The organism is Rathayibacter sp. AY1D1, from assembly GCF_002932635.1.
Classification (GTDB): Bacteria; Actinomycetota; Actinomycetes; order Actinomycetales; family Microbacteriaceae; genus Rathayibacter.
The window spans coordinates 105,807-125,736 of sequence record NZ_PSVY01000004.1 but is presented as its reverse complement, the minus strand read 5'-3'; the positions used below and the strand labels follow the sequence as shown (position 1 = coordinate 125,736).

The window sequence follows — 19,930 nt, the reverse complement described above, 5'->3', positions numbered from 1 at the left end:
GCGGGGTCCCGGACTGGGGAGGAATGCACGGATGCGCCTGGAATAATGCCGCGGTGACCTCCCCCACCGACGGCCTGCTCGATCCGCTGCACCCCCTCTCCGCCGGCCGCACGGCCGACTCGCTGCTCCTGCGCGCCTACCGCTCCGAGCGGGGCGAGAGGACGCCCGTCTGGTTCATGCGCCAGGCCGGCCGCAGCCTCCCGGAGTACCGGGCCCTGCGCACCGACACGAAGATGCTCGACGCCTGCCTCGACCCGGCGCTGGCGAGCGAGATCACCCTGCAGCCGGTGCGGCGCCACGGAGTGGACGCGGCCATCTTCTTCAGCGACATCGTGATCCCGCTGCGGCTCGCGGGCGTCGGCGTCGACATCGTCCCCGGGCGCGGTCCGGTGCTCGAGAAGCCGGTGCGCACGGCCGCCGACGTCGCCGAGCTCGCCTCGATCGACCCGTCCGTGCTCGACGAGACGCTCGAGCCCATCCGCGAGGGCGTGCGCCGCACCGTCGCGGGCCTCGGCGACACCCCGCTCATCGGCTTCGCCGGCGCTCCCTTCACCCTGGCCGCCTACCTGGTGGAGGGCGGCCCGTCCAAGGACCACCTGCGCGCGCGGACGATGATGCACGCCGACCCCGCCGCCTGGGCCCAGCTGATGGAGTGGACCGCCGAGGTCACCGGCCGCTTCCTCCGCGCGCAGGTGCTCGCCGGGGCCAGCGCCGCGCAGCTCTTCGACTCCTGGGCCGGGGCGCTCTCGCTCTCGGACTACACGACCCACGTCGCTCCCGCCTCCGCGCGCGCCCTCGTCCACGTGCGCGACCTCGCGTTCGACCACGGGGAGACGCGCCGCAACGTCCCGATCGTGCACTTCGGCGTCGGCACCGGCGAGCTGCTCGGAGCGATGCACGGCATCGGCGCCGACGTGGTGGGCGTCGACTACCGGATCCCGCTCGACGAGGCCAACCACCGCCTCGGCGGCTTCGTGCCGGTGCAGGGCAACGTCGACCCGGCCCTGCTGACCGCGCCGTGGGAGGTCCTCGAGGCCCACGTCGACGACGTGCTCCGCCGAGGCCTGAGCGCCCCCGCGCATGTGCTCAACCTCGGCCACGGCGTGCCGCCCGAGACCGACCCCGACGTGCTCACGCGCCTCGTCGCGTTCGTGCACGCCTGGCGGCCGTGAGCGAGGAGCGCCCCCGCGACGCGGCGTCGTACGACGTCGCGATCGTCGGCGGCGGAGTGGCGGGGCTCGCCGCCGCCGCGGAGTGCCTGCGCATCGGCCTGCGCGTCGTGGTGCTCGAGGCGGGGGAGCGGGTCGGGGGCTCGGTCTCCCCGCTCGCGCTGGCCGGAGCCGCGCTCGATGCGGGCGCCGAGAGCTTCGCCACCCGCGGCGGCCACGTCGAGCGGGCGCTCGCCGCGCTGACCCTCGACGGCGTCCCGCTCGCCGAGTCGATCGTCGAGCCGCGGACGCACGGCTCGTGGCTGCACCTCTCGAACGGCCGCTCCGTGCCGTCGCCCCGGGCCGGCATCCTCGGCATCCCCGGCACGCCGCTCGCCCCCGACGTCGTGCGGGCGATCGGCCGCCGCGGTGCCTGGCGCGCCTGGCTCGACACCCTGATGCCCGTGCTGCGCATCGGCCGCGCCCACTCCCTCGCCGAGCTGGTGCGCACCCGGATGGGCGAGCGCGTGCTCGAGGACCTGGTCGCGCCGGTCGTCTCGGGCGTGTACTCGAGCCGGCCGGACGACATCGACGTCGACCTCGCCGCACCCGGACTGAACGGCGCGCTCACCCGCGCGGGCTCCCTCGCCCGGGCAGTGGCCGCCCTCCGCGCGAACCTCCCGGCCGGAGTCGCGGTCCGCGGGCTCGAGGGCGGGATGCACCGCCTGGTCGCCGCGCTGGTCCAGCGGATCGACTACCTCTCCGGCGAGATCCGCACCGGAGCCTCCGTGCAGCGGCTCGAGGGCTCCGACGGGGACTTCGTCCTGACCCTCGCCGACGGCACTCTGAGCGCCCGAGCGGTGATCGTCTCGACGCCGGAGCGCGACGCCCGGGCGCTGCTCGCCGGCCTCGCCCCCGCCGTCGCGGAGCGCGCCGAGGAGGCGCCCCACGACTCCGTCGAGCTGGTGACCCTCGTCCTCGACGACGCCCGCCTGGACGCAGCCCCCCGCGGCTCCGGTGTGCTCGTGGCGCCCACCGCCACCGACGTCACGGCCAAGGCGATCACGCACGCGACCGCGAAGTGGGACTGGCTGGCCGCCTCCCTCCCTCCCGGGCGCCACGTGCTGCGCCTCTCCTACGGGCGCCCGGGCGAGCGCCCGCCGCTCGAGGGGCGCACCGATGCCGAGGCGGCCGCGATCGCCCTGCTCGACGCCTCGACGCTGCTCGGACTCGCCCTCGATCCGGCGTCGCTCGTCGACTCCGCCCGGGTGAGCTGGGCCAACGTCCGGCCCGCCGCGGCGCTGGGCCGCCGTGCGCACCTGGAGGCGTTCCGCGAGGCGCTCCTCCCAATCGAGGGAGTCGCCGTGACCGGCACCTGGATCGCGGGCACGGGCCTCGCCTCGGTGCTCCCGCACGCCGCCGAGACGGCCGCCCTTATCCGGCGCCGACTGGTGCGTCAAGGAGTCGGGCTGCCGAGCGACGCCCGCGACGCCGACGGCTACTCTTAGGCCCAGGCATCCGCGCGAGCGCGCGGCGTGCCCCGGCACGAGTGGTCACCGACCGCGTGGACGATCGCGAGAGCGACCCAGGACGAGGAGTAGGCGTGAAGGGCAAGATTCTTTTCGTGGCAGGAGCCGCAGCCGGGTACGTGCTGGGAGCACGCGCCGGCCGCAAGCGGTACGAGCAGATCGCCTCGGCGGCAGGCCGCTTCTGGCGGACCCAGCCGGTGCAGGACGTCGCGGGCGCCGTCGGCGGTGCTGCGAAGACCCAGCTGAGCAGCGTCTCGGACAAGGCGTACGAGGTCGTGCGCTCGGTGGTCGTCAAGGCCGTGTCCGGCGGCAGGAAGGCCCAGGGAGCGAGCGACGCGGAGGCGTCGGCCGCCGCCCGCAAGGCGGCCTCGAAGGTCGATGAGGCCGCGGCGTCGGCCGGCTCCGGCGGGTCGACGACGTCCACCTCCACCAGCAGGGCCTAGTGCTCATCCCCCCGGCCGTGCCAGGCGCGCGCCGGCCGGCACGTCCCACCCTCGAGGAGCTCCCGTGGTGAACGAACGCAATCCCAAGAACGCCCGATCACTGGGAGAGCTGGTCAGCGACCTGCCCGGCCTCGTGATCGAGCTCGTCAAGGCCGAGGTCGCCTCGCTGAAGAACGAGCTGGCGGGCAAGGCGAAGAGCGCGGGTCTGGCCGTCGGCCTGTTCGCGGTCGCGGCCTTCCTCCTCCTGACCGCGTGGGCGACGCTGGTCGCCTTCGCGATCATCGGCATCGCCTCCTGGCTTCCGGCCTGGCTGTCGGCGCTGATCGTGACGGTCTTCTTCCTCCTGGTGGCCGTGATCCTCGCCCTCGTCGGCGTGCGCACCATCAAGAAGGCCGTGCCGCCGGTGCCGCAGGACTCGATCGACAGCATCAAGAAGGACGTCCAGGCGTTCAAGGGAGTGGGCAGCTATGACAACTGAGCGATCCGTCAGCAGCACCACGCCCCGCTTCGTCGACCCGGCGGAGCTGAAGCCCGGCCAGCTGAAGGCCGACATCGAGCGCGCTCGCTCCGAGCTGGCCGCGACGCTCGACGCGATCGAGTACAAGGTCAACGTGCCGCGCAAGGTGCGCACGGCCCAGCGGACGATCGAGCGCAAGCTCCAGGTGGTGCGCCGCCAGAACCCCTCCGCGCTGATCGCCGGAGCGGTCGGCGCCGCCGCCGCCGTGGGCCTCGTCGTCTGGGGCGTCGCGAAGCAGATCATCGAGGACTGAGCGCCGGAGGGCCCGGGGTGCTAGCGTCCCGGGCCCTCCGGCGCCAGAGCCCCCGCCGCTTTTGTGCATCGGCACGAGCGGAGGGATGATGGATCAATGACCGATCAGACCGCCGGCACGGCGGGTCCCGTTCAGTCCGCCCCCGACACGAGCGCCGCCGCTCCGGCGCCGCAGCCCCCCGCCGATCAGGATCACTCCGATCAGGCCCTGGGATACACGCTCTGGGCGGTTCTCCGCAGGGATCCCGCACGTCCGTTCACCCTCTCCAGCGACGCCGTGGATCCCGCGGTGAAGCAGTACGAGCACCTCGTCGCCCAGCTCGAGGGCGAGGGCGTGACCGTCCGCGGCACCTACGACGTCTCGGCCCTGCGCGCCGACGCCGACATCATGCTGTGGCTCACGGGCCCGGCGCCCGAGGAGCTGCAGCGGGCCTACCGCGAGCTGCGGCGCACGGAGCTGCTGGTCGGCCTCCTGCCGACGTGGAACGCGATGGGCGTGCACCGCGACGCCGAGTTCAGCTCGAACCACCTCCCCGCCTACATGCGCGGGAAGGCGCCGGCCCGCTGGCTCACGGTCTACCCCTTCGTCCGCTCCTACGAGTGGTACATCCTCCCCGAGGAGGAGCGCCGCGCGATGCTCGCCCAGCACGGGCGCCAGGGCTCGCGGTTCCGCTCCGTCCTGACCAACACGGTCGCCTCGTTCTCACTCGGCGACTACGAGTGGATCCTCGCCCTCGAGGACGAGGAGCTCGTCAACCTCGTCGACCTCATGCGCGACCTGCGCGCCACCGAGGCCCGCCGCCACGTGCGCGAGGAAGTCCCCTTCTACACAGGACGGCGCATCGACGCCGACCAGATCGCCGAGGTGCTCCGATGAGCGACACGACCAGCGAGCCGATCCTCGTCCGCGGGGCCACCCCCGCGGCGGCGTCCGGCCCCGAGCACGTCGAGGTCCCCGTGGCGTACGACGCGATCCTCCTCGCCGGCTTCGGCGGGCCCGAGGGTCAGGACGACGTCATCCCGTTCCTCCGCAACGTCACCCGCGGCCGCGGCATCCCGGAGGAGCGTCTCGAGGAGGTCGCCCACCACTACCGCCACTTCGGCGGCGTCAGCCCGATCAACGCGCAGAACCGTGCGCTGAAGAAGGCGCTCGAGGCCGAGCTCGCGAACCGCGGCATCGACCTCCCCGTGCTCTGGGGCAACCGCAACTGGGCGCCCTACATGAGCGAGGCCGTCGCCGAGGCGAAGGAGCGCGGGTTCACCAACCTGCTCGCCATCGCCACCAGCGCGTACTCCTCCTTCTCGTCCTGCAGGCAGTACCGCGAGGACTACGCGGCGGCGCTCGACGCGACCGGCCTCGAGGGCGAGCTGCGGATCGACAAGGTGCGCCAGTTCTTCGACCACCCCGGCTTCGTGATGCCGTTCATCAAGGCCGTCCACGACGGGCTCGACGAGCTGCGCGAGCGGATGCCCGACCTCGATGTCACGTCCGAGGTGGAGGTGCTGTTCTCGACGCACTCGATCCCCATGGCCGACGCCGAGCGCAGCGGACCCCACGAGCGCCACGACGACGGCACCGTCGTCGACGTGCACGAGTTCGGACCGGGCGGTGCCTACGAGGCGCAGCACCTCGCCGTCGCCGAGGTCGTCATGGCCGCCGCCACGGACGAGGACGTGCCCTGGCAGCTGGTCTACCAGTCGCGCTCCGGCCCGCCCACCCAGCCCTGGCTCGAGCCGGACATCAACGACGCCATCGCGGAGCTGCCGGCCCGCGGCCGCCGCGCGCTGCTGATCGTCCCGCTCGGCTTCGTGTCCGACCACATGGAGGTCATGTGGGACCTCGACAACGAGGCCCTCGAGACCTCGGAGGAGCACGGACTCGTCGCGCTCCGCGTCGCGACCCCCGGCACGGACCCGGTCTACGTCTCCGGCCTGATCGACCTGGTCCTCGAGCGCGTCAACGGCGTGCCGACCGAGGACCGGCCCTCGATGACGGCGCTCGGCCCCTGGTACGACGTCTGCCGCCCCGGCTGCTGCGAGAACGTGCGAGCGGGGTTCAAGCCCGCCCTGGCGGGAGTCGCACCGTGATGAGGAGTCGTCTGTCGTGAGCATCAGAGTCGGCACCCGCGCGAGCGCGCTCGCGGTGGCGCAGACCCGGATGACGGCCGATCTGATGTCGGCCGCCGCGGGGGTCCCCGTGGAGCTGGTGCGCATCGAGTCGGACGGCGACCGCATGCGCGGCTCGCTCGCCTCCCTCGGCGGCACCGGCGTGTTCGTCAGCGCCCTGCGCGACGCGCTGCTCGCCGGGCGCTGCGATGCGATCGTGCACTCGCTGAAGGACCTGCCCACCGCTCCGGTGGAGGGCCTGCTGCTCGGAGCGGTCCCCGAGCGGGAGGACCCGCGCGACGCGCTCTGCGCCCGCGACGGGCTCACCCTGGCGACCCTGCCGGTCGGAGCCCGCGTGGGCACGGGCTCGCCCCGCCGGCGCGCGGCGCTGCTGGCCGCCCGTCCGGACCTCGAGATCGTGGACATCCGCGGCAACATCGACACCCGGCTCCGGAGGGTGCTGCCCGGCAGCGACTCGCCGCTGGATGCGATCGTGCTCGCCCTGTCCGGCCTGCGCCGCCTCGGCCGGGTCGACGCGATCACCGAGGTGCTCGGCTTCGACGTCTCCCCGCACGCCCCCGGTCAGGGAGCGCTGGCCATCGAGGTGCGCGACGAGGAGCCGTCGGAGGAGCTGCGTGCCGCTCTCGCGGCGGTCGAGCACGTGCCGACCCGCGCGGCGATCACGGCCGAGCGGTCGCTCCTCGCCTCCCTCGAGGCCGGGTGCGCCGCTCCGATCGGAGCCTCCGCGGTCGTCGAGGAGGACCGCGTGGTCCTGCACGGCGTGGTCTTCGCCGTCGACGGCACGGCGTCCCTCGCACGGGAGGTCGCGGAGCCGGTCGATAACGGTTCGGTCGGCGGTGGTCGACACCGGGCGGATCCGCAGTATGGTGGTCGCGAACTGCCCGTCGTCGAAGCCGCGTTCCGTTGCGGCTCTCTGCTCGCTGACGCGCTTCTCGGTGCGGGTGCCGCCGAACTCGCACCCCTGGGAGCCCCTTCGTGATCGTCCCCGCCGCCTACTCCCAGTGGGAGAAGCCGTTGCAGGGGTGGCGCATCCTCGTCCCCCGCGGAGGCCCGTGGGGGGACGGTGTCGCCGCCGCTCTCCGTGCCAAGGGAGCCTCGCCCGTCGTCGCTCCGATGATCAACTTCGCGCCGACCGACGACTTCCCGGCGCTCGAGCAGGCCCTCGCCGACCTCGAGGCCGGCGCCTTCGACTGGATGACCGTCACGAGCGCCACCACGGTCGACGTCCTCTCCCTCCTGCGCACCACCGTGCCCGCGAGCACCAAGGTGGCGGCGGTCGGCGAGACCACGGCGGCCGCGCTCGTCGCCGCCGGGTACTCCGTCGACCTCGTCCCCTCCGAGGACAACTCCGCCCGCGGCCTCCTGGCCGAGTGGGAGGAGGCGACCGGCGGTCGACACCCCCTGCGCGTGCTGACGCTGCGGTCCGAGATCGCCAAGCCGCTGCTCACCGAGGGCCTCACCCGCATCGGGCACGACGTGCGCTCCGTGGTCGCCTACCGCACGGTCGGCGTCCCGGTGGAGGAGCGCGTCGTGGCGGATGTCGCCGGCGGAGCCGTGCACGCGATCCTCGTCACCTCGGGCAGCGTGGCGGAGCAGGTCCAGAAGCAGCTCGGCCCGGTGCCCGAGTCGATCCTCGTCGCCGCGATCGGGCCGCAGACCGCGAAGGACGCCCGCGCCTTCGGCCTGCGCGTCGACGTCGTCGCCGACGAGCGCTCGGCCTCCTCCCTCATCGACGCGGTCGCCGCCGTCGCCACGGAGCGCGCTCCCCGCTGAGCCGCCTCTCCGGCGCGACGTCGGCCGGGAGGGGCGGGCCTCGCCCCACAGGCCGGGGACCCGCCTCTCGGCTGACGTCCTGCGTCCGGAGCACCTCCACGGGGTGGGGCGTCCGCGCTCCCGGGGGGTGCTCGGCGGGGCGGGATTACGCTGGAGGACATGACTGCCATCCGCCCGCGCCGCCTCCGCACGACCCCCGCACTCCGCCGTCTCGTCCAGGAGACGCGCATCCACCCGGCGCAGCTGATCCTGCCCCTCTTCGTGGCCGAGGGGACCACCGAGGCCCGGCCGATCGGGTCGATGCCGGGGGTGATGCACCACTCGCTGGACAGCGTCCGCGGAGCGGTGACGGAGGCGGCCGAGGCGGGGATCGGCGGTGTGATGCTGTTCGGCGTGCCGACCACGCGCGACGCGGTCGGCTCCGGTGCGACCGACCCCGACGGCGTGCTCAACGCCGCGACGCGGGTCGTCGTGGAGGAGGTCGGCGACGCGCTGGTCGTGCAGACCGACCTGTGCCTGGACGAGTTCACCGACCACGGCCACTGCGGTGTCCTCGACGACCGCGGGCGCGTCGACAACGACGCCACGCTCCTCCGCTACGAGGAGATGGCGCTCGCCCAGGCCGAGGCCGGCTCCCACCTGCTCGGGCTCTCGGGGATGATGGACGGCCAGGTCGGAGCGATCCGCGCCGCTCTCGACGGCGCCGGGCACCTGGACACCGCGATCCTCGCGTACTCGGCGAAGTACGCCTCCAGCTTCTACGGTCCGTTCCGCGAGGCCGTGCAGTCCACGCTCGAGGGCGATCGCCGCACCTACCAGCAGGACCCGGCGAACCGCCGCGAGGGCCTGCGCGAGGCGACCCTCGACCTCGCCGAGGGTGCCGACGTGGTGATGGTGAAGCCCGCCATGAGCTATCTCGACGTGCTCTCGGACGTCGCCTCCGTCTCGGACGTGCCGGTCTGGGCGTACCAGGTGTCGGGGGAGTACGCGATGATCGAGGCCGCCGCCGCGAACGGCTGGATCTCGCGCGAGCCGGCGATCCTGGAGTCGGTCACGGGGATCCTCCGCGCGGGGGCCGACGCGGTTCTCACCTACTGGGCCGTCGAGATCGCTCGCGACCTGCTGAAGTAACCGCCTCCTCCTCCCGGGAGCGAGCCTCGGCATCTCGTCCGAAAGCGCTCCTCCGGCGCGAGGGCGCCGGGCGGCGCGCGTACCCTGGAGGGGTGACCACCTCGGCGAACGACACCCTGTACGAGCGTGCCCGGCACGCGATCCCCGGAGGCGTCAACTCGCCCGTCAGAGCGTTCCGCTCGGTCGGCGGGACCCCGCGCTTCATGGTCTCGGCCGCCGGCCCGTACATCACGGACGCGGACGGGCGCGAGTACGTCGACCTCGTCTGCTCCTGGGGCCCCGCCGTCCTCGGGCACGCGCACCCCGAGGTCGTCGCGGCGGTGCAGGAGGCGGCCGCCCGCGGTCTCTCGTTCGGCGCGTCCACTCCCGCCGAGACCGACCTCGCCGAGCTGGTCGAGGCGCGGATCACGGCCGGGGGAGTCTCGCCGATCGAGAAGCTCCGCCTGGTCTCCACCGGCACCGAGGCGACGATGACGGCGATCCGCCTCGCCCGCGGCGTCACCGGCCGCGACCTGCTGATCAAGTTCTCCGGCCACTACCACGGCCACTCCGACGGGCTGCTCGCCGATGCCGGCTCCGGTCTCGCGACCCTCTCGCTGCCCGCCTCCGCCGGCGTCACGGCCGCGACCGCGGCCCAGACGATCGTGCTGCCGTACAACGACCTCGAGGCGGTGCGCGCGGTCCTGGCCGAGCGTGGCGCCGACATCGCGGCGGTCATCACCGAGGCCGCGGCCGCCAACATGGGCGTGGTCGCTCCGGACCCGGGCTTCAACGCGGCCCTCGCCGAGCTCGTGCACGCGAACGGATCGCTGCTGATCATGGACGAGGTGCTGACCGGCTTCCGCGTGAGCGCCGGCGGCTGGTGGGGGCTCGAGAACCGCGGCGCCGAGGCTCCGTACCGGGCCGACCTCTACACCTTCGGCAAGGTCATCGGCGGAGGGATGCCGGTCGCGGCTCTCGGCGGCCGTGCGGACGTCATGGACCACCTGGCGCCGCTCGGGCCGGTGTACCAGGCGGGCACCCTCTCCGGGAACCCGGTCGCGGTGGCCGCGGGCATCCGGACGCTGCAGCTGGCCGACGACGCGGTCTACGCCTCGCTGGACGCCACGGCGCTGACGCTCCAGCGCGAGGTGTCGGCGGCGCTGACGGCCGAGGGCGTCGCGCACACGGTGCAGACGGCCGGGAGCCTCTTCAGCTTCATGTTCACGGACCTGGGCCGGCCGGTGCGGGACTACGCCGAGGTCCAGGCGCAGGAGTCGTTCCGCTACCCGGCGTTCTTCCACGCGATGCTCGACGCGGGCGTCTCGCTGCCGCCGTCGGTGTACGAGGCCTGGTTCGTCTCGGCCGCGCACGACGACGCGGCGATCGGGCGCATCGTGGACGCGCTGCCGGCGGCGGCGAAGGCCGCGGCGGCCGCTCGGGCGTAGGCTCCGGGGCCACCCGCGGATCAGGCGGGGGCCCGCCGCGCTGAAGCGGCGGACGTCCCGCGCGCCCGGCCGCCGGCGTGCGGCGACCGGGCAGGGGCCCTCAGCCCCGGCGCGAGACCGACTTCGGCAGCACGAACACCAGCGCGAAGGCGGCGACCGCCATCAGGGTGCTGAGGAGCATCGCGGGAGCCGCGGCGTCGAGGAAGCCCGAGGCGACCGTGTCCGGACCCGTGATGACGAGGCTCCCGAACAGCACGCTGCCGATGACCGCGATGCCCACGGCCGAGCCGATGCGCTGGATCGCCGAGATCACGCCGCTCGCCGCGCCCGCGTCCTGCGGGTCGACGGTCGAGACGATGAACTGCACGTTCGGGGCGATGAAGAAGCCGTTGCCGAGGCCCGCGATCAGCAGCGGCGGCAGGAGCTGCCAGTTGCTGATCGAGTCCGGGGTCGCGGTCAGCAGCACCAGCCAGACCCAGCCGAGCCCGACGGCGAGGAGTCCGCTGCCCATCACCAGGACGTTGCGGCCCAGGCGCGCGGTCATCCGGTTGCTCTGCGAGGAACTGATGATGCTGCCGATCGCGAAGGGGATCGAGACCAGGCCCGACTCGAGCGCGGTGTGGCCGAGGCCCGACTGCCAGAGCAGCGAGATGGTGAAGAAGATGCTCGTGAAGGCGGCGAAGTAGACCAGCGCGAGGATCACGCCTCCGGTGAAGGCCGGGTGGCGGAACAGCGACGGCGGCACCAGGGGAGCGCGGCCGCGGCGGACGTGGAGGACCTCCCATGCGCCGAACGCGGCGAGGAGCAGGACTCCGCCGGCGATCGAGAGGAAGGTCCACAGCGGCCAGCCCTCGTCCTCGCCCTGGATGAGCGGGACGAGCAGGGCGACCAGGCCGCCGGAGACGAGCACGAGGCCGAGCCAGTCGACGCCTCCGCTCGGGGCGCGGTCGCCGGCCTCGAGGTCGCGACGGGCGGGGAGGAGGACCGCGGCGGCGATCAGGGTCGCGACGCCGATGGGCAGGTTCACCCAGAAGACCAGGCGCCAGCCGTTCTCGTCGCCGAAGGCCTGGATGATCAGGCCGCCGATGATCGGGCCGAGCGCCGACGAGACGCCGAGGACCGCGCCCATCACCGCGAAGGCCTTGCCGCGCGAGGGACCGCGGAAGAGGAGCTGGATGTAGGCGTTGACCGCCGGGACGAAGACGCCGCCCGCCAGGCCCTGCACGATGCGGGCGATGACGAGCTGGGTGTCGTCCGCGGCCAGTCCGCACGCGAAGCTGGCGACGGTGAAGAGGGCGATGCCGCTGACGAAGACCCACTTGTGCCCGAAGCGGTCGCCGAGGCGGCCGGCGGGGATGAGGGCGAGGCCGAACGCGAGGGCGTAGCCGGAGATGATCCAGGAGAGCGTCGACTCGGAGGCGTCGAGCGTGGTGCGGATGGTGGGCAGCGCCACGTTCACGATGGTCGTGTCGAGCAGGGCGATGAACATGCCCGCGAGCAGGACGATCAGCGAGCGCCAGGCGCGCTTGTCGGGGGCGGGAGGGGCGCCGGTCGATCGGGCGGTCGACGTCTCGGTCATCGCAGGAGTGCCTTTCGAGCAGGGGGGGAGGGGTGGTCCGTCAGACCTGTTCGAGGGACGCGACCGGATGTGAATGCTCGCAGGAGAAACCGGGTTTCCGCACGCCGGGATCTGTGGGGGCCTTCAGGCGGAGGGCGCGCCGCAGGCTCGCCTCGCGGGGCGTCAGCGGATGCGCGACTCCGCCAGACGGGCGCAGTCGATGCAGAGCTCGGCCGTGGGCCGGGCGGCGAGGCGGGCGGCCCCGATCGGGCGGCCGCACGAGGCGCAGTCCCCGTAGCCGCCGGTGCCGAGGCGGGTGCGAGCGGCGTCGAGCTCGCGCGCCGTGCGGGCGAGAGCGTCGCGGACTCCGGCCATCCGCGACCACTCGGCCGAGAGCGGCGTGCCCTCCGGGTCGTGCTCGTCATCGGCGGTGCCGTCGGCACGGTCGCGCAGGAGCTCGGCCAGCGAGGCCTCGAGCCGGGCCGCCTCGTCGCGCGTCTCGGCCTGCCGCTCGGCCAGCAGCGCGTCGAGGAGGCGCGCCTCGTCCGGATCCATCGGCATCCGACCATGCTGCCACCCACGCGGGCGGCGGGGCATCGTTGTGCGATCCGGCGCTGACCCGGCGGCGGGCGGCGGGGCAGACTAGAGGCATGCCCGTCGTGACCGTGCTCCCCGACCGCCTCGAACTCCGCCTCACCGCGGCCGAGCGACTGCTCGCGTTCCACCGCAGCGACGTCGTCGTCGACCGGTCGAGCATCCGCTCGGCGACGGTCACCGAGGACCCCTGGATCTGGGTCCGGGGCATCCGCGCGCCGGGCACCGCGGTGCCGCTCACGCTCGCGGCCGGCACGTGGAAGTTCCACGGCGGCAAGGACTTCCTGCTGATCAAGCGCACCGCCTCGGCCGTCGTGATCGACCTGGTCGACGAGGACTACTCCCGCCTGATCGTGAGCACCAAGCACGCTCCCGAGCTGATCGCGGCCCTCCAGCTGGGGACGACGACCGCGGCGATCCCCGTGATCGAGACCGACGACCTCGTGATCGTCCCCGAGGTCGCCGAGCAGGCGGAGCGGGCCCAGGCGGCCGCCGCGGAGAAGCGCGCGAAGAAGAAGGCGAAGGCGGCGGAGGCCGCGGCCGTGGCCGCGGAGGCGGCGGGTCCGGCGACGGTGGTCGAGGTCCGGGAGGCGGCGAGCAGCGGGAGCGCGGCGGCCGCGGCTCCGGAGGCGGACGGCGTCGTGGCGCCGACGGAGTCAGCAGCGGGGGCCGCTCCGAAGAGCCCGAAGGCGACGCCGAAGGCCGCTCCGAAGACGAGTGCTCGGACCGCCGCGAGCACGCCGGCCGGGTCCGGGGGGTCCGCGCCCGTGGACGTCATCGGCTCCGAGCCGATCGACTCCGCAGCTCCGGTGAAGCCCGCCGAGCCGAAGCCCGCGGAGCCGAAGCCCGCCGGGCCGAAGTCCGCGGGATCGAAGCCCGCCGAGCCGAAGCCCGCCGGATCCGAGTCCGCCGAGCCCGCCCCCGCGAAGCCGGCTCCGGCCGCGAAGCCCGCGCCGAAGCCCCGCACGCCGGCGAAACCCCGCGCCGCGCGCCCCGACTCCTCCGTCGGTCACGCGTCGGCCGAGCCGAGCGGCGCCACCGAGGCCGCGGAGTAGCGCACCGCCGCACGAGCAGCAGCCACGCAGCGCCGGCCGAGGCGCCCACTCCTCCACGCTCGAGGCGGGCGGACGCCCTCCGCCGACGCCGTGCCCTCAGGCGCGGACGTCCACCAGCGTCCGACCGTGCGAGCGGCCGGCGAGCACGTCCTCGGCCGCGTCGACCGCCCCGCCGAGCGGCACCGTCGTCGTCAGCTCGTCGAGCAGCTCCAGGTCGAGGTCGTGGGCGAGGCGGCGCCAGGCCTCCTCGCGGAGCTTGCGCGGCGCCTCCACCGAGTTGATGCCGGCCAGCGTCACTCCGCGCAGGATGAACGGCATCACGCTCACCGGCAGGTCCGGGCCCTGCGCGAGACCGCACGCCGCCACGGTGCCGCCCCACCGCGTCTGCGCGAGGGCGTTCGCGAGCGTGTGCGAGCCGGCGGAGTCCACCGCTCCCGCCCAGCGCTCGGACTGCAGCGGCTTCCCGCCCTCCTGCAGCTCGGCGCGGTCGATGACGTCGGAGGCGCCCAAGCGCTGGAGCAGAGCGCCGTGCTCGTCGAGCCGGCCGGTCGAGGCGACGACCTCGTGGCCGAGGCGCGCCAGGAGCGCGACGGCGAGCGACCCCACGCCTCCCGAGGCCCCCGTCACCAGGACGGGACCGCTGCCCGGCCGCACGCCGTGCCGCTCGAGCGCCAGCACGGCCAGCATCGCCGTGAAGCCCGCGGTGCCGATCGCTCCGGCCCGTGCCGCCGAGATGGCGCCGGGCAGCCGGAGCAGCGACGCGGAGTCGACACGCGCCCGCTCGGCGAGCCCGCCGTCGTGGCGCTCGCCGAGGCCGGCGCCGTTGAGCACCACCCGGTCGCCGGAGTCGAAGCGCTCGCCCGCCTCGCCGTCCGCGTACTCCACGGTGCCGACCAGGTCGATGCCGGCGACGAGCGGGGTGCGGCGAACGATCCCGGGCCGCCCCGCCAGCGCCAGGGCGTCCTTGTAGTTGACGCTCGAGTACTCGACGGCGATCGACACGTCGCCGTGCGAGCGATCGGGGTCGTCGCGCTCGAGGAGGCGGGCTCGGTTGGGGGTCTCGGTGTCGGAGTCGGAGTGCCGCTCGACGACGATGGCTCGGTACATGGGCCCACGCTACGCCCGCGGGCCCCCGGCCGGGCGGTCAGTTCAGGGGCCGGGTGCCCTCGGGGAGCGATCCGCCGGAGTAGAGGGCGGAGGCCGCGTCCTGGAGCGCCGTCAGGGCGACGCGCTGCGTCCACGGACCGTAGGAGACGCGGGCCAGCCCGAGCTCCTCGAAGCGGGCGGGGGACTGCGATCCGGGGACGCCGATGACGCTGACCCGCTGCCGCCCGAGGGCGGCGACGAGGGACTCCAGCTCGGCGTCCTGGAGCAGCCCGGGGACGAAGAAGCAGGTGGCGCCGGCGTCGAGGTACGCGCGGCCGCGCTCGATCGCGTCGGCCAGGACCTCGCCGCGGTCGCGGTCGCCGGCGCGGAGGAGCACATCCGTGCGGGCGTTGAGCGCGAAGGGCACCGCCTCCTCCTCGGCCGCGGCGACGGCCTTCTCGACCGCTCGCAGCGCCTCCGGGAGCGGCTTCGCCTGGTCCTCGAGGTTCGCGCCCACGACGCCGATCCCGATCGCGCGGCGGACCGTCTCGCCGGCGTCGCCGTAGCCCGCCTCGAGGTCGGCCGAGACCGGGACCTCGACGGCGGCGACGATGCGCTCGATCATGCCCAGGTGCAGCTCCAGCGGGATCCGCTCGCCGTCCTCGTAGCCGAACGCCGCCGCGATGGAGTGGCTGGCGGTCGCGAGCGCCCGGGTCTCCGGGAGCGCGGCGACCGTGGTCGCGCTGATCACGTCCCAGACGTTCACCACCTGCAGCAGCTCGGGGGCGGTGTGGAGGTCGACGAGGGTGCGCCCGCGCGCTTCGATGCTCATGGCACGAGCGTAGGGCCCGCGTGCGCGGCGCAGGCCGCCGCATCGCAGTCGGCGCAGACCACGAGCTGGGCGCGGCAGGAGAGGTCGGTGCAGTTGCGCATCCGGCTGGTCGGCGCGGCGCACGAGGTGCAGCGGCCGAGCACCTCGGCGTCGGGGGAGAAGGAGACGGAGCCGCGGCCGTCGAAGACGTACAGGGCCCCCTTCCACAGCCCGCGGTCGCGCCGCGCCTCGGCGTAGCGGACGACGCCGCCGTCGAGCTGGTACACCTCGCCGAAGCCGCGCGCCGTCATCAGGCTCGACAGCACCTCGCAGCGGATGCCGCCGGTGCAGTACGTGACGACGGGCCGGCCCTTGAGGTGGTCGTAGACGCCGGCGTCGAGCTGCTCGACGAACTCGCGGGTGCTGGAGACCCCCGGCACGATCGCCCCCTCGAACCGGCCGATCTCGGCTTCGAAGGCGTTGCGGCCGTCGAAGAGCACCACGTCGTCGCGCTCGGCGACCAGGGCGTCCAGCTGGTCCGGGTCGAGCCGCGGCGCCGTCCCGACGACCCCGTCGGCGTCGACCCGCAGCTCGTCGGGCGCTCCGAACGAGACGATCTCGTCGCGCACCTTCACCGAGAGACCGGGGAAGTCGAGGCTGCGGCCGTCGTCGTCGAGGCCGGAGCCGTCGCTCCACTTCACCTCGAGCCCGTGGAAGGCCGAGTGCTCACGGGTGCGGCGGACGTAGCGCTTCAGGGCGTCCATCCCGCCGCCCAGCGTGCCGTTCACCCCGTGCTCCGAGATCAGCAGGCGCCCGCGCAGGCCCAGCGACTCGCACAGCTCGCGCTGCCACAGCCGCACGGACTCGGGGTCGGCCAGCGGCACGAAGCGGTAGAACAGCAGGATCTTCGGCAGCACCGGCACATCCTACGAGGACGTCCGGACCGGGGCGCGGCGTGTGGCAGCATCGTCGGGTGCCCGACGCCTCCGCCCCCGTGCCGCACTCCCGCCTCGAGGACGTCTTCGGTCTCGTCACCGGTGCGTTCGTCGTGTCGCTCGGCCTCTACCTGCTGCGCGCGAGCCAGGCGGTCACGGGCGGCACCGCGGGTCTCGCACTGCTGCTGGGGTACCCGCTCGACATCCCGTTCGGCGTGATCCTCGTCACGGTCAACGTGCCGTTCCTCGCCCTCTCGCTGTGGAAGAAGGGCTGGCGCTTCACGCTGCGGACCATGTTCTCGATCGTGCTGGTCTCGGTCCTGGCGGGCCTGCACCCGCTGGCGTTCGGCGAGCTGCGGATCGAGCCCGTCTACGGCGTCCTCACGGGCGACGTGCTCGCGGGGATCGGCCTCCTGATCCTCTTCCGGCACGGGTCGAGCCTGGGCGGATTCAGCATCGTCGCCCTGATCGCGCAGGAGCGGCTCGGCTGGCGGGCGGGCTACGTGATGATGGCGCTCGACGCGTGCGTGGTCGCGGCCGCGCTGCTGGTGGTGCCTCCGCTGAACGTGCTGATCTCGGCGGCGGGAGTGGTGGTGCTCAACCTGGTCCTGGCGTTCAACCACCGGCCCGGGCGCTATCTCGGGTCCTGACCCCCTCCGCAAGCCCTTCGGCGCGCACCGCCGGGTTCCTAGGCTGAGGGCGCGGGCCCCCGCCCGCCCTTCCCGAACGGAGAAACCGGATGTCCGACTGGACCTACGACCCCTACGCCCGCCTCGGCGAGGTGCCGACCTTCGCGCTCGAGAGCGACGACATCGCCGACGGTGCGCCCCTGTCCGCCCGCCACTACGGCGAGGGCTCCGGCGGGGAGGACGTCTCGCCGCACCTGCGCTGGTCGGGAGCCCCCGCCGAGACGAAGAGCTTCGCCGTGACGGTGTTCGACCCCGACGCGCCCACCGGCTCCGGCTTCTGGCACTGGGCCGTCTACAACCTCCCGGCCGACACCACGGAGCTCCCCACGGGAGCCGGAGCCGCCGGCTTCGAGCTGCTCCCGGCGGGCGCGCAGACGCTGCCCAACGAGATGCGGCTGCGCCAGTTCGTCGGAGCGGCGCCGCCGGACCGCGAGCACCGCTACTTCTTCGTGGTGCACGCCCTCGACGTCGAGTCGCTCGACCTCGATCCGGAGTCGACGCCGGCGATCCTCGGCTTCAACGCGCACTTCCACACCCTCGCGCGGGCGCAGATCGTCGCCACGGCGACGCCGGACGGCGCGAAGGGCTGACCCGCTCCGCGGGGAGCGCGCGCTACCCGAAGAGGGTGCGCGCCTCCTCGTAGCGGGCGTCCGGGACCGTCTTGAGGGTGCCGAGCGCCTCGGCGAAGTCCACGTGGTAGATGTCGGTGCCGCGCAGGGCGACCATGCGGCCCCAGTGCTCGGCGACGACGGAGTCGATGGCGGCCATGCCCAGGCGGGTCGCGAGGACGCGGTCGAACGCGGTGGGCGTGCCTCCGCGCTGGATGTGGCCGAGCGTCGTGGCGCGGGTCTCGATGCCGGTGCGCTCCTCGATGAGCGGGGCCAGCAGCTCGCCGATGCCGCCGAGGCGGGGCCGGCCGAAGGCGTCGAGGCCGCGCTCGGAGTGGGCGTCGTCCATCGTGTCGAGCGAGAAGCCCTCGGCGACCACGACGAGCGGTGCGCGCCCGCGGTCCTGCGCGCTCTGCACCCACTCGACGATCTGGTTTAGGGAGGTGCGCTTCTCCGGGATGAGGATGACGTGGGCGCCCGCGGCCATGCCGGAGTGCAGGGCGATCCAGCCGACGTGGCGGCCCATGACCTCGGCGACCATGCAGCGGCCGTGCGAGTCGCCGGTGGTGCGGAGGCGGTCCATCGCGTCGGTCGCGATGCCGACGGCGGTGTCGAAGCCGAAGGTGTAGTCGGTGGCGCCGAGGTCGTTGTCGATGGTCTTGGGGACGCCGACGATCTTGAGGCCCGCGTCCGTGAGGCGCTTGGCCGCCGCCAGGGTGCCCTCGCCGCCGATCGCGATGATCGAGTCGATGCCGTTGCGGTCCATCATCTCGGCGATCTTCTCGGGGCCGCCGTTCTCGCCCTCGAAGGGGTTCGTCCGGCTGGTGCCGATGATCGTGCCGCCCTGCTTGGCGATGCCCTGGATCTCGGGGCGGCCCAGGGGCAGGAGGTCGCCGTCGACCACTCCGCGCCAGCCGTTCCGGAAGCCCACGAACTCCTGGTCGTAGACCTTGATGCCCTTGTAGACGGCACCGCGGATGACGGCGTTGAGGCCGGGGCAGTCGCCACCGGAGGTCAGGATCCCGATCTTCACCCGCTCAGGTTAGAGGACCCGGTGAACGGATGTGCACGCGGACGACGACGGGCCCCTCCTCGCCGCCTCGAGGAAGGGCCCGTCGTCGTGCTCGGTGCTGGTGGGACTAGGTCGTGACGAGCTCGCCGTTGACGCCGCGGGGGAAGAATCCGCCGGTGCGCGTCCCGGCCGCGGGGTTCAGGTACACGATGTTGAGGACCTGGCCCGGGGTGCGGCTGAACGCGATGGAGCTGCCGTCGGTCGGGACGATGTTCGCCTGGCCGTTGACCTTGACGCCCTGGTCGAGGTCGGTCTTGCCGTCGAGGCTGTCGCGCGCGTCGGAGAGCTTGTTCGCCGAGTCGGACAGGTCGGCGGCGTAGATCGCCGAGCGGATCGCGCCCGCGTGGTACGCCTCCACCGCGAGGATGCCGGCGGCCGCGTCGAGGTAGGTCTTCGACTGGATGAGCGGGGCGGCGCCCTTGTAGGCGGTCACTCCCACGTCCTCGAAGACGAAGGCGCCGAGCAGGAAGTTCGACTCGCTCGCGAACGGGTCGAACGACTGACCGGCCTTGATCAGCCCCGCCGCAACGGCGGCGGAGTTGAAGCTGTCCTTCAGGTTGATCGCCGGGCGGGCCACCTTCGCGGTGCCCAGCGCGGCCCGCAGGAACTGCACGTGGGCCTTCTCGTCGTTCGCGACCTCGGTGGCGAAGCTCTTCAGCCACGGGGTCTTGAAGTCGACGGGGCGGCCGCCGATGACGCCGCCGGGCGTGCCCTTGCCGGTCACGTCCGAGCCGCCGAGGCCGGTGCCGTAGACGGCGCGGAGGTAGAACTCGGCCTCGAGGTACTCGAGGTTGAGGGCGAAGTTGAGGATCGAGGCGTCGCTGGGGCCGCTGGCAGCGACCTCCTCGGCGGAGGCGGTGGGCGCGGCGAGGGCCGCGGCTCCGATGCCGAGGCCGGCGACGCCGGTGGCCTCGAAGAAGCGGCGACGGTCGAGAGCGGTCTCAGAGCTCTTGACGATCGCGTTGCGGATGAAGGTCGTGTCGAACATGTGCGCATCTCCAGTGATAGGCGGGTGCCGGGCGGCTGGAGCGCCGCCGCGACAGCGCGAAGCTACGCCCGGGATCGACCTGCTGACCAGTGGAAACGGGCGATCGGATCCGCGCATGTGTTCACGCCGTCTGAACCAATCCGCCGGGCGTGTCGCTCCGAACACGTCGTGGATGGGGGTTCTGTGG

The 19,930-nt window shown here is 73.6% G+C and carries 21 protein-coding genes; 14 read left to right on the top strand and 7 right to left on the bottom strand.

Annotated features, from left to right (window positions below):
* Positions 1 to 23 precede the first annotated feature (23 nt).
* The 11 genes from hemE to hemL all read left to right on the top strand — a co-directional run bounded on the left by hemE (position 24) and on the right by hemL (position 10,347).
* Positions 24 to 1,172, top strand: a complete 1,149-nt coding sequence (hemE, locus tag C5C56_RS04580) for a uroporphyrinogen decarboxylase (protein WP_104255341.1) — start codon at positions 24 to 26, stop codon at positions 1,170 to 1,172.
* Positions 1,169 to 2,656, top strand: coding sequence for an NAD(P)/FAD-dependent oxidoreductase (locus tag C5C56_RS04575; RefSeq protein ID WP_258065578.1), 1,488 nt, complete (start codon positions 1,169 to 1,171; stop codon positions 2,654 to 2,656). The genes hemE and C5C56_RS04575 overlap by 4 nt, the downstream gene beginning before the upstream one ends.
* Before the next feature lie 116 nt (positions 2,657 to 2,772).
* Positions 2,773 to 3,120, top strand: a complete 348-nt coding sequence (locus C5C56_RS04570) for a YtxH domain-containing protein (protein ID WP_146076886.1) — start codon at positions 2,773 to 2,775, stop codon at positions 3,118 to 3,120.
* Between the two features lie 67 nt (positions 3,121 to 3,187).
* Positions 3,188 to 3,598: a phage holin family protein gene (locus tag C5C56_RS04565; protein ID WP_244229489.1), complete on the top strand. Its 411-nt coding sequence runs from the start codon at positions 3,188 to 3,190 to the stop codon at positions 3,596 to 3,598.
* Complete coding sequence (locus C5C56_RS04560; RefSeq protein WP_104222879.1) at positions 3,588 to 3,890, top strand: DUF3618 domain-containing protein; 303 nt, start codon at positions 3,588 to 3,590, stop codon at positions 3,888 to 3,890. The genes C5C56_RS04565 and C5C56_RS04560 overlap by 11 nt, the downstream gene beginning before the upstream one ends.
* Positions 3,891 to 3,986: 96 nt before the next feature.
* On the top strand, positions 3,987 to 4,766 hold the full coding sequence (hemQ, locus tag C5C56_RS04555) for a hydrogen peroxide-dependent heme synthase (RefSeq protein WP_104233087.1): 780 nt from the start codon (positions 3,987 to 3,989) through the stop codon (positions 4,764 to 4,766).
* Positions 4,763 to 5,977, top strand: coding sequence for a ferrochelatase (locus C5C56_RS04550; RefSeq protein ID WP_104269435.1), 1,215 nt, complete (start codon positions 4,763 to 4,765; stop codon positions 5,975 to 5,977). The genes hemQ and C5C56_RS04550 overlap by 4 nt, the downstream gene beginning before the upstream one ends.
* Before the next feature lie 16 nt (positions 5,978 to 5,993).
* A complete protein-coding gene (hemC, locus tag C5C56_RS04545; RefSeq protein ID WP_104249903.1) occupies positions 5,994 to 6,995 on the top strand; it encodes a hydroxymethylbilane synthase in 1,002 nt (333 codons plus the stop codon).
* Complete coding sequence (locus C5C56_RS04540) at positions 6,995 to 7,789, top strand: uroporphyrinogen-III synthase (protein ID WP_104222950.1); 795 nt, start codon at positions 6,995 to 6,997, stop codon at positions 7,787 to 7,789. Before hemC ends, C5C56_RS04540 begins: the two co-directional genes overlap by 1 nt.
* A gap of 159 nt (positions 7,790 to 7,948) precedes the next feature.
* Positions 7,949 to 8,920: a porphobilinogen synthase gene (gene hemB / locus C5C56_RS04535; RefSeq protein ID WP_104316996.1), complete on the top strand. Its 972-nt coding sequence runs from the start codon at positions 7,949 to 7,951 to the stop codon at positions 8,918 to 8,920.
* A gap of 92 nt (positions 8,921 to 9,012) precedes the next feature.
* The gene (hemL, locus tag C5C56_RS04530) at positions 9,013 to 10,347 is read left to right on the top strand and encodes a glutamate-1-semialdehyde 2,1-aminomutase (protein ID WP_104246920.1); all 1,335 of its coding nucleotides are present in this window, start codon (positions 9,013 to 9,015) and stop codon (positions 10,345 to 10,347) included.
* A 100-nt stretch (positions 10,348 to 10,447) separates the two neighbouring features.
* Here hemL and C5C56_RS04525 read toward each other — a convergent pair whose 3' ends face one another.
* Together C5C56_RS04525 and C5C56_RS04520 are read right to left on the bottom strand one after the other, a co-directional pair.
* Positions 10,448 to 11,926, bottom strand: coding sequence for an MFS transporter (locus C5C56_RS04525; RefSeq protein ID WP_104257675.1), 1,479 nt, complete (start codon positions 11,924 to 11,926; stop codon positions 10,448 to 10,450).
* Between the two features lie 162 nt (positions 11,927 to 12,088).
* Positions 12,089 to 12,466, bottom strand: coding sequence for a TraR/DksA family transcriptional regulator (locus tag C5C56_RS04520; RefSeq protein WP_258059381.1), 378 nt, complete (start codon positions 12,464 to 12,466; stop codon positions 12,089 to 12,091).
* A gap of 89 nt (positions 12,467 to 12,555) precedes the next feature.
* Here C5C56_RS04520 and C5C56_RS18225 point away from each other — a divergent pair, with 89 nt between their 5' ends.
* A complete protein-coding gene (locus C5C56_RS18225; RefSeq protein ID WP_258065577.1) occupies positions 12,556 to 13,554 on the top strand; it encodes a hypothetical protein in 999 nt (332 codons plus the stop codon).
* A gap of 96 nt (positions 13,555 to 13,650) precedes the next feature.
* Here C5C56_RS18225 and C5C56_RS04510 read toward each other — a convergent pair whose 3' ends face one another.
* Genes C5C56_RS04510 through C5C56_RS04500 form a run of 3 tightly spaced genes read right to left on the bottom strand, consistent with a single transcriptional unit; the run spans position 13,651 to position 16,368 of the window.
* Positions 13,651 to 14,661, bottom strand: coding sequence for an MDR family oxidoreductase (locus C5C56_RS04510; protein WP_104319167.1), 1,011 nt, complete (start codon positions 14,659 to 14,661; stop codon positions 13,651 to 13,653).
* A gap of 37 nt (positions 14,662 to 14,698) precedes the next feature.
* Positions 14,699 to 15,472, bottom strand: a complete 774-nt coding sequence (locus C5C56_RS04505; RefSeq protein WP_104262749.1) for an isocitrate lyase/phosphoenolpyruvate mutase family protein — start codon at positions 15,470 to 15,472, stop codon at positions 14,699 to 14,701.
* The gene (locus C5C56_RS04500; protein WP_104222869.1) at positions 15,469 to 16,368 is read right to left on the bottom strand and encodes a rhodanese-related sulfurtransferase; all 900 of its coding nucleotides are present in this window, start codon (positions 16,366 to 16,368) and stop codon (positions 15,469 to 15,471) included. The genes C5C56_RS04505 and C5C56_RS04500 overlap by 4 nt, the downstream gene beginning before the upstream one ends.
* 56 nt (positions 16,369 to 16,424) lie before the next feature.
* Between C5C56_RS04500 and C5C56_RS04495 the strand changes: the two genes are divergently transcribed.
* On the top strand, positions 16,425 to 17,036 hold the full coding sequence (locus C5C56_RS04495; protein WP_244230588.1) for a YitT family protein: 612 nt from the start codon (positions 16,425 to 16,427) through the stop codon (positions 17,034 to 17,036).
* A gap of 89 nt (positions 17,037 to 17,125) precedes the next feature.
* A complete protein-coding gene (locus C5C56_RS04490) occupies positions 17,126 to 17,665 on the top strand; it encodes a YbhB/YbcL family Raf kinase inhibitor-like protein (RefSeq protein ID WP_104222867.1) in 540 nt (179 codons plus the stop codon).
* Positions 17,666 to 17,687: 22 nt separating this feature from the next.
* Here C5C56_RS04490 and C5C56_RS04485 read toward each other — a convergent pair whose 3' ends face one another.
* Together C5C56_RS04485 and C5C56_RS04480 are read right to left on the bottom strand one after the other, a co-directional pair.
* Positions 17,688 to 18,716, bottom strand: coding sequence for a 6-phosphofructokinase (locus C5C56_RS04485; RefSeq protein WP_104226151.1), 1,029 nt, complete (start codon positions 18,714 to 18,716; stop codon positions 17,688 to 17,690).
* A gap of 106 nt (positions 18,717 to 18,822) precedes the next feature.
* Positions 18,823 to 19,743 (bottom strand): ferritin-like domain-containing protein, encoded by a 921-nt coding sequence (locus C5C56_RS04480; RefSeq protein ID WP_104222865.1) that lies wholly within the window; start codon positions 19,741 to 19,743, stop codon positions 18,823 to 18,825.
* Positions 19,744 to 19,930: the final 187 nt, after the last annotated feature.

Bases quoted from the DNA above. Each gene is read 5' to 3' on its own strand.
- hemE (WP_104255341.1), top strand. From the start codon at position 24: ATGCACGGATGCGCCTGGAATAATGCCGCGGTGACCTCCCCCACCGAC.
- C5C56_RS04560 (WP_104222879.1), top strand. From the start codon at position 3,588: ATGACAACTGAGCGATCCGTCAGCAGCACCACGCCCCGCTTCGTCGAC.
- hemQ (WP_104233087.1), top strand. From the start codon at position 3,987: ATGACCGATCAGACCGCCGGCACGGCGGGTCCCGTTCAGTCCGCCCCC.
- C5C56_RS04550 (WP_104269435.1), top strand. From the start codon at position 4,763: ATGAGCGACACGACCAGCGAGCCGATCCTCGTCCGCGGGGCCACCCCC.
- hemB (WP_104316996.1), top strand. From the start codon at position 7,949: ATGACTGCCATCCGCCCGCGCCGCCTCCGCACGACCCCCGCACTCCGC.
- C5C56_RS04525 (WP_104257675.1), bottom strand. From the start codon at position 11,926: ATGACCGAGACGTCGACCGCCCGATCGACCGGCGCCCCTCCCGCCCCC.
- C5C56_RS04520 (WP_258059381.1), bottom strand. From the start codon at position 12,466: ATGCCGATGGATCCGGACGAGGCGCGCCTCCTCGACGCGCTGCTGGCC.
- C5C56_RS18225 (WP_258065577.1), top strand. From the start codon at position 12,556: ATGCCCGTCGTGACCGTGCTCCCCGACCGCCTCGAACTCCGCCTCACC.
- C5C56_RS04510 (WP_104319167.1), bottom strand. From the start codon at position 14,661: ATGTACCGAGCCATCGTCGTCGAGCGGCACTCCGACTCCGACACCGAG.
- C5C56_RS04505 (WP_104262749.1), bottom strand. From the start codon at position 15,472: ATGAGCATCGAAGCGCGCGGGCGCACCCTCGTCGACCTCCACACCGCC.
- C5C56_RS04490 (WP_104222867.1), top strand. From the start codon at position 17,126: ATGTCCGACTGGACCTACGACCCCTACGCCCGCCTCGGCGAGGTGCCG.
- C5C56_RS04480 (WP_104222865.1), bottom strand. From the start codon at position 19,743: ATGTTCGACACGACCTTCATCCGCAACGCGATCGTCAAGAGCTCTGAG.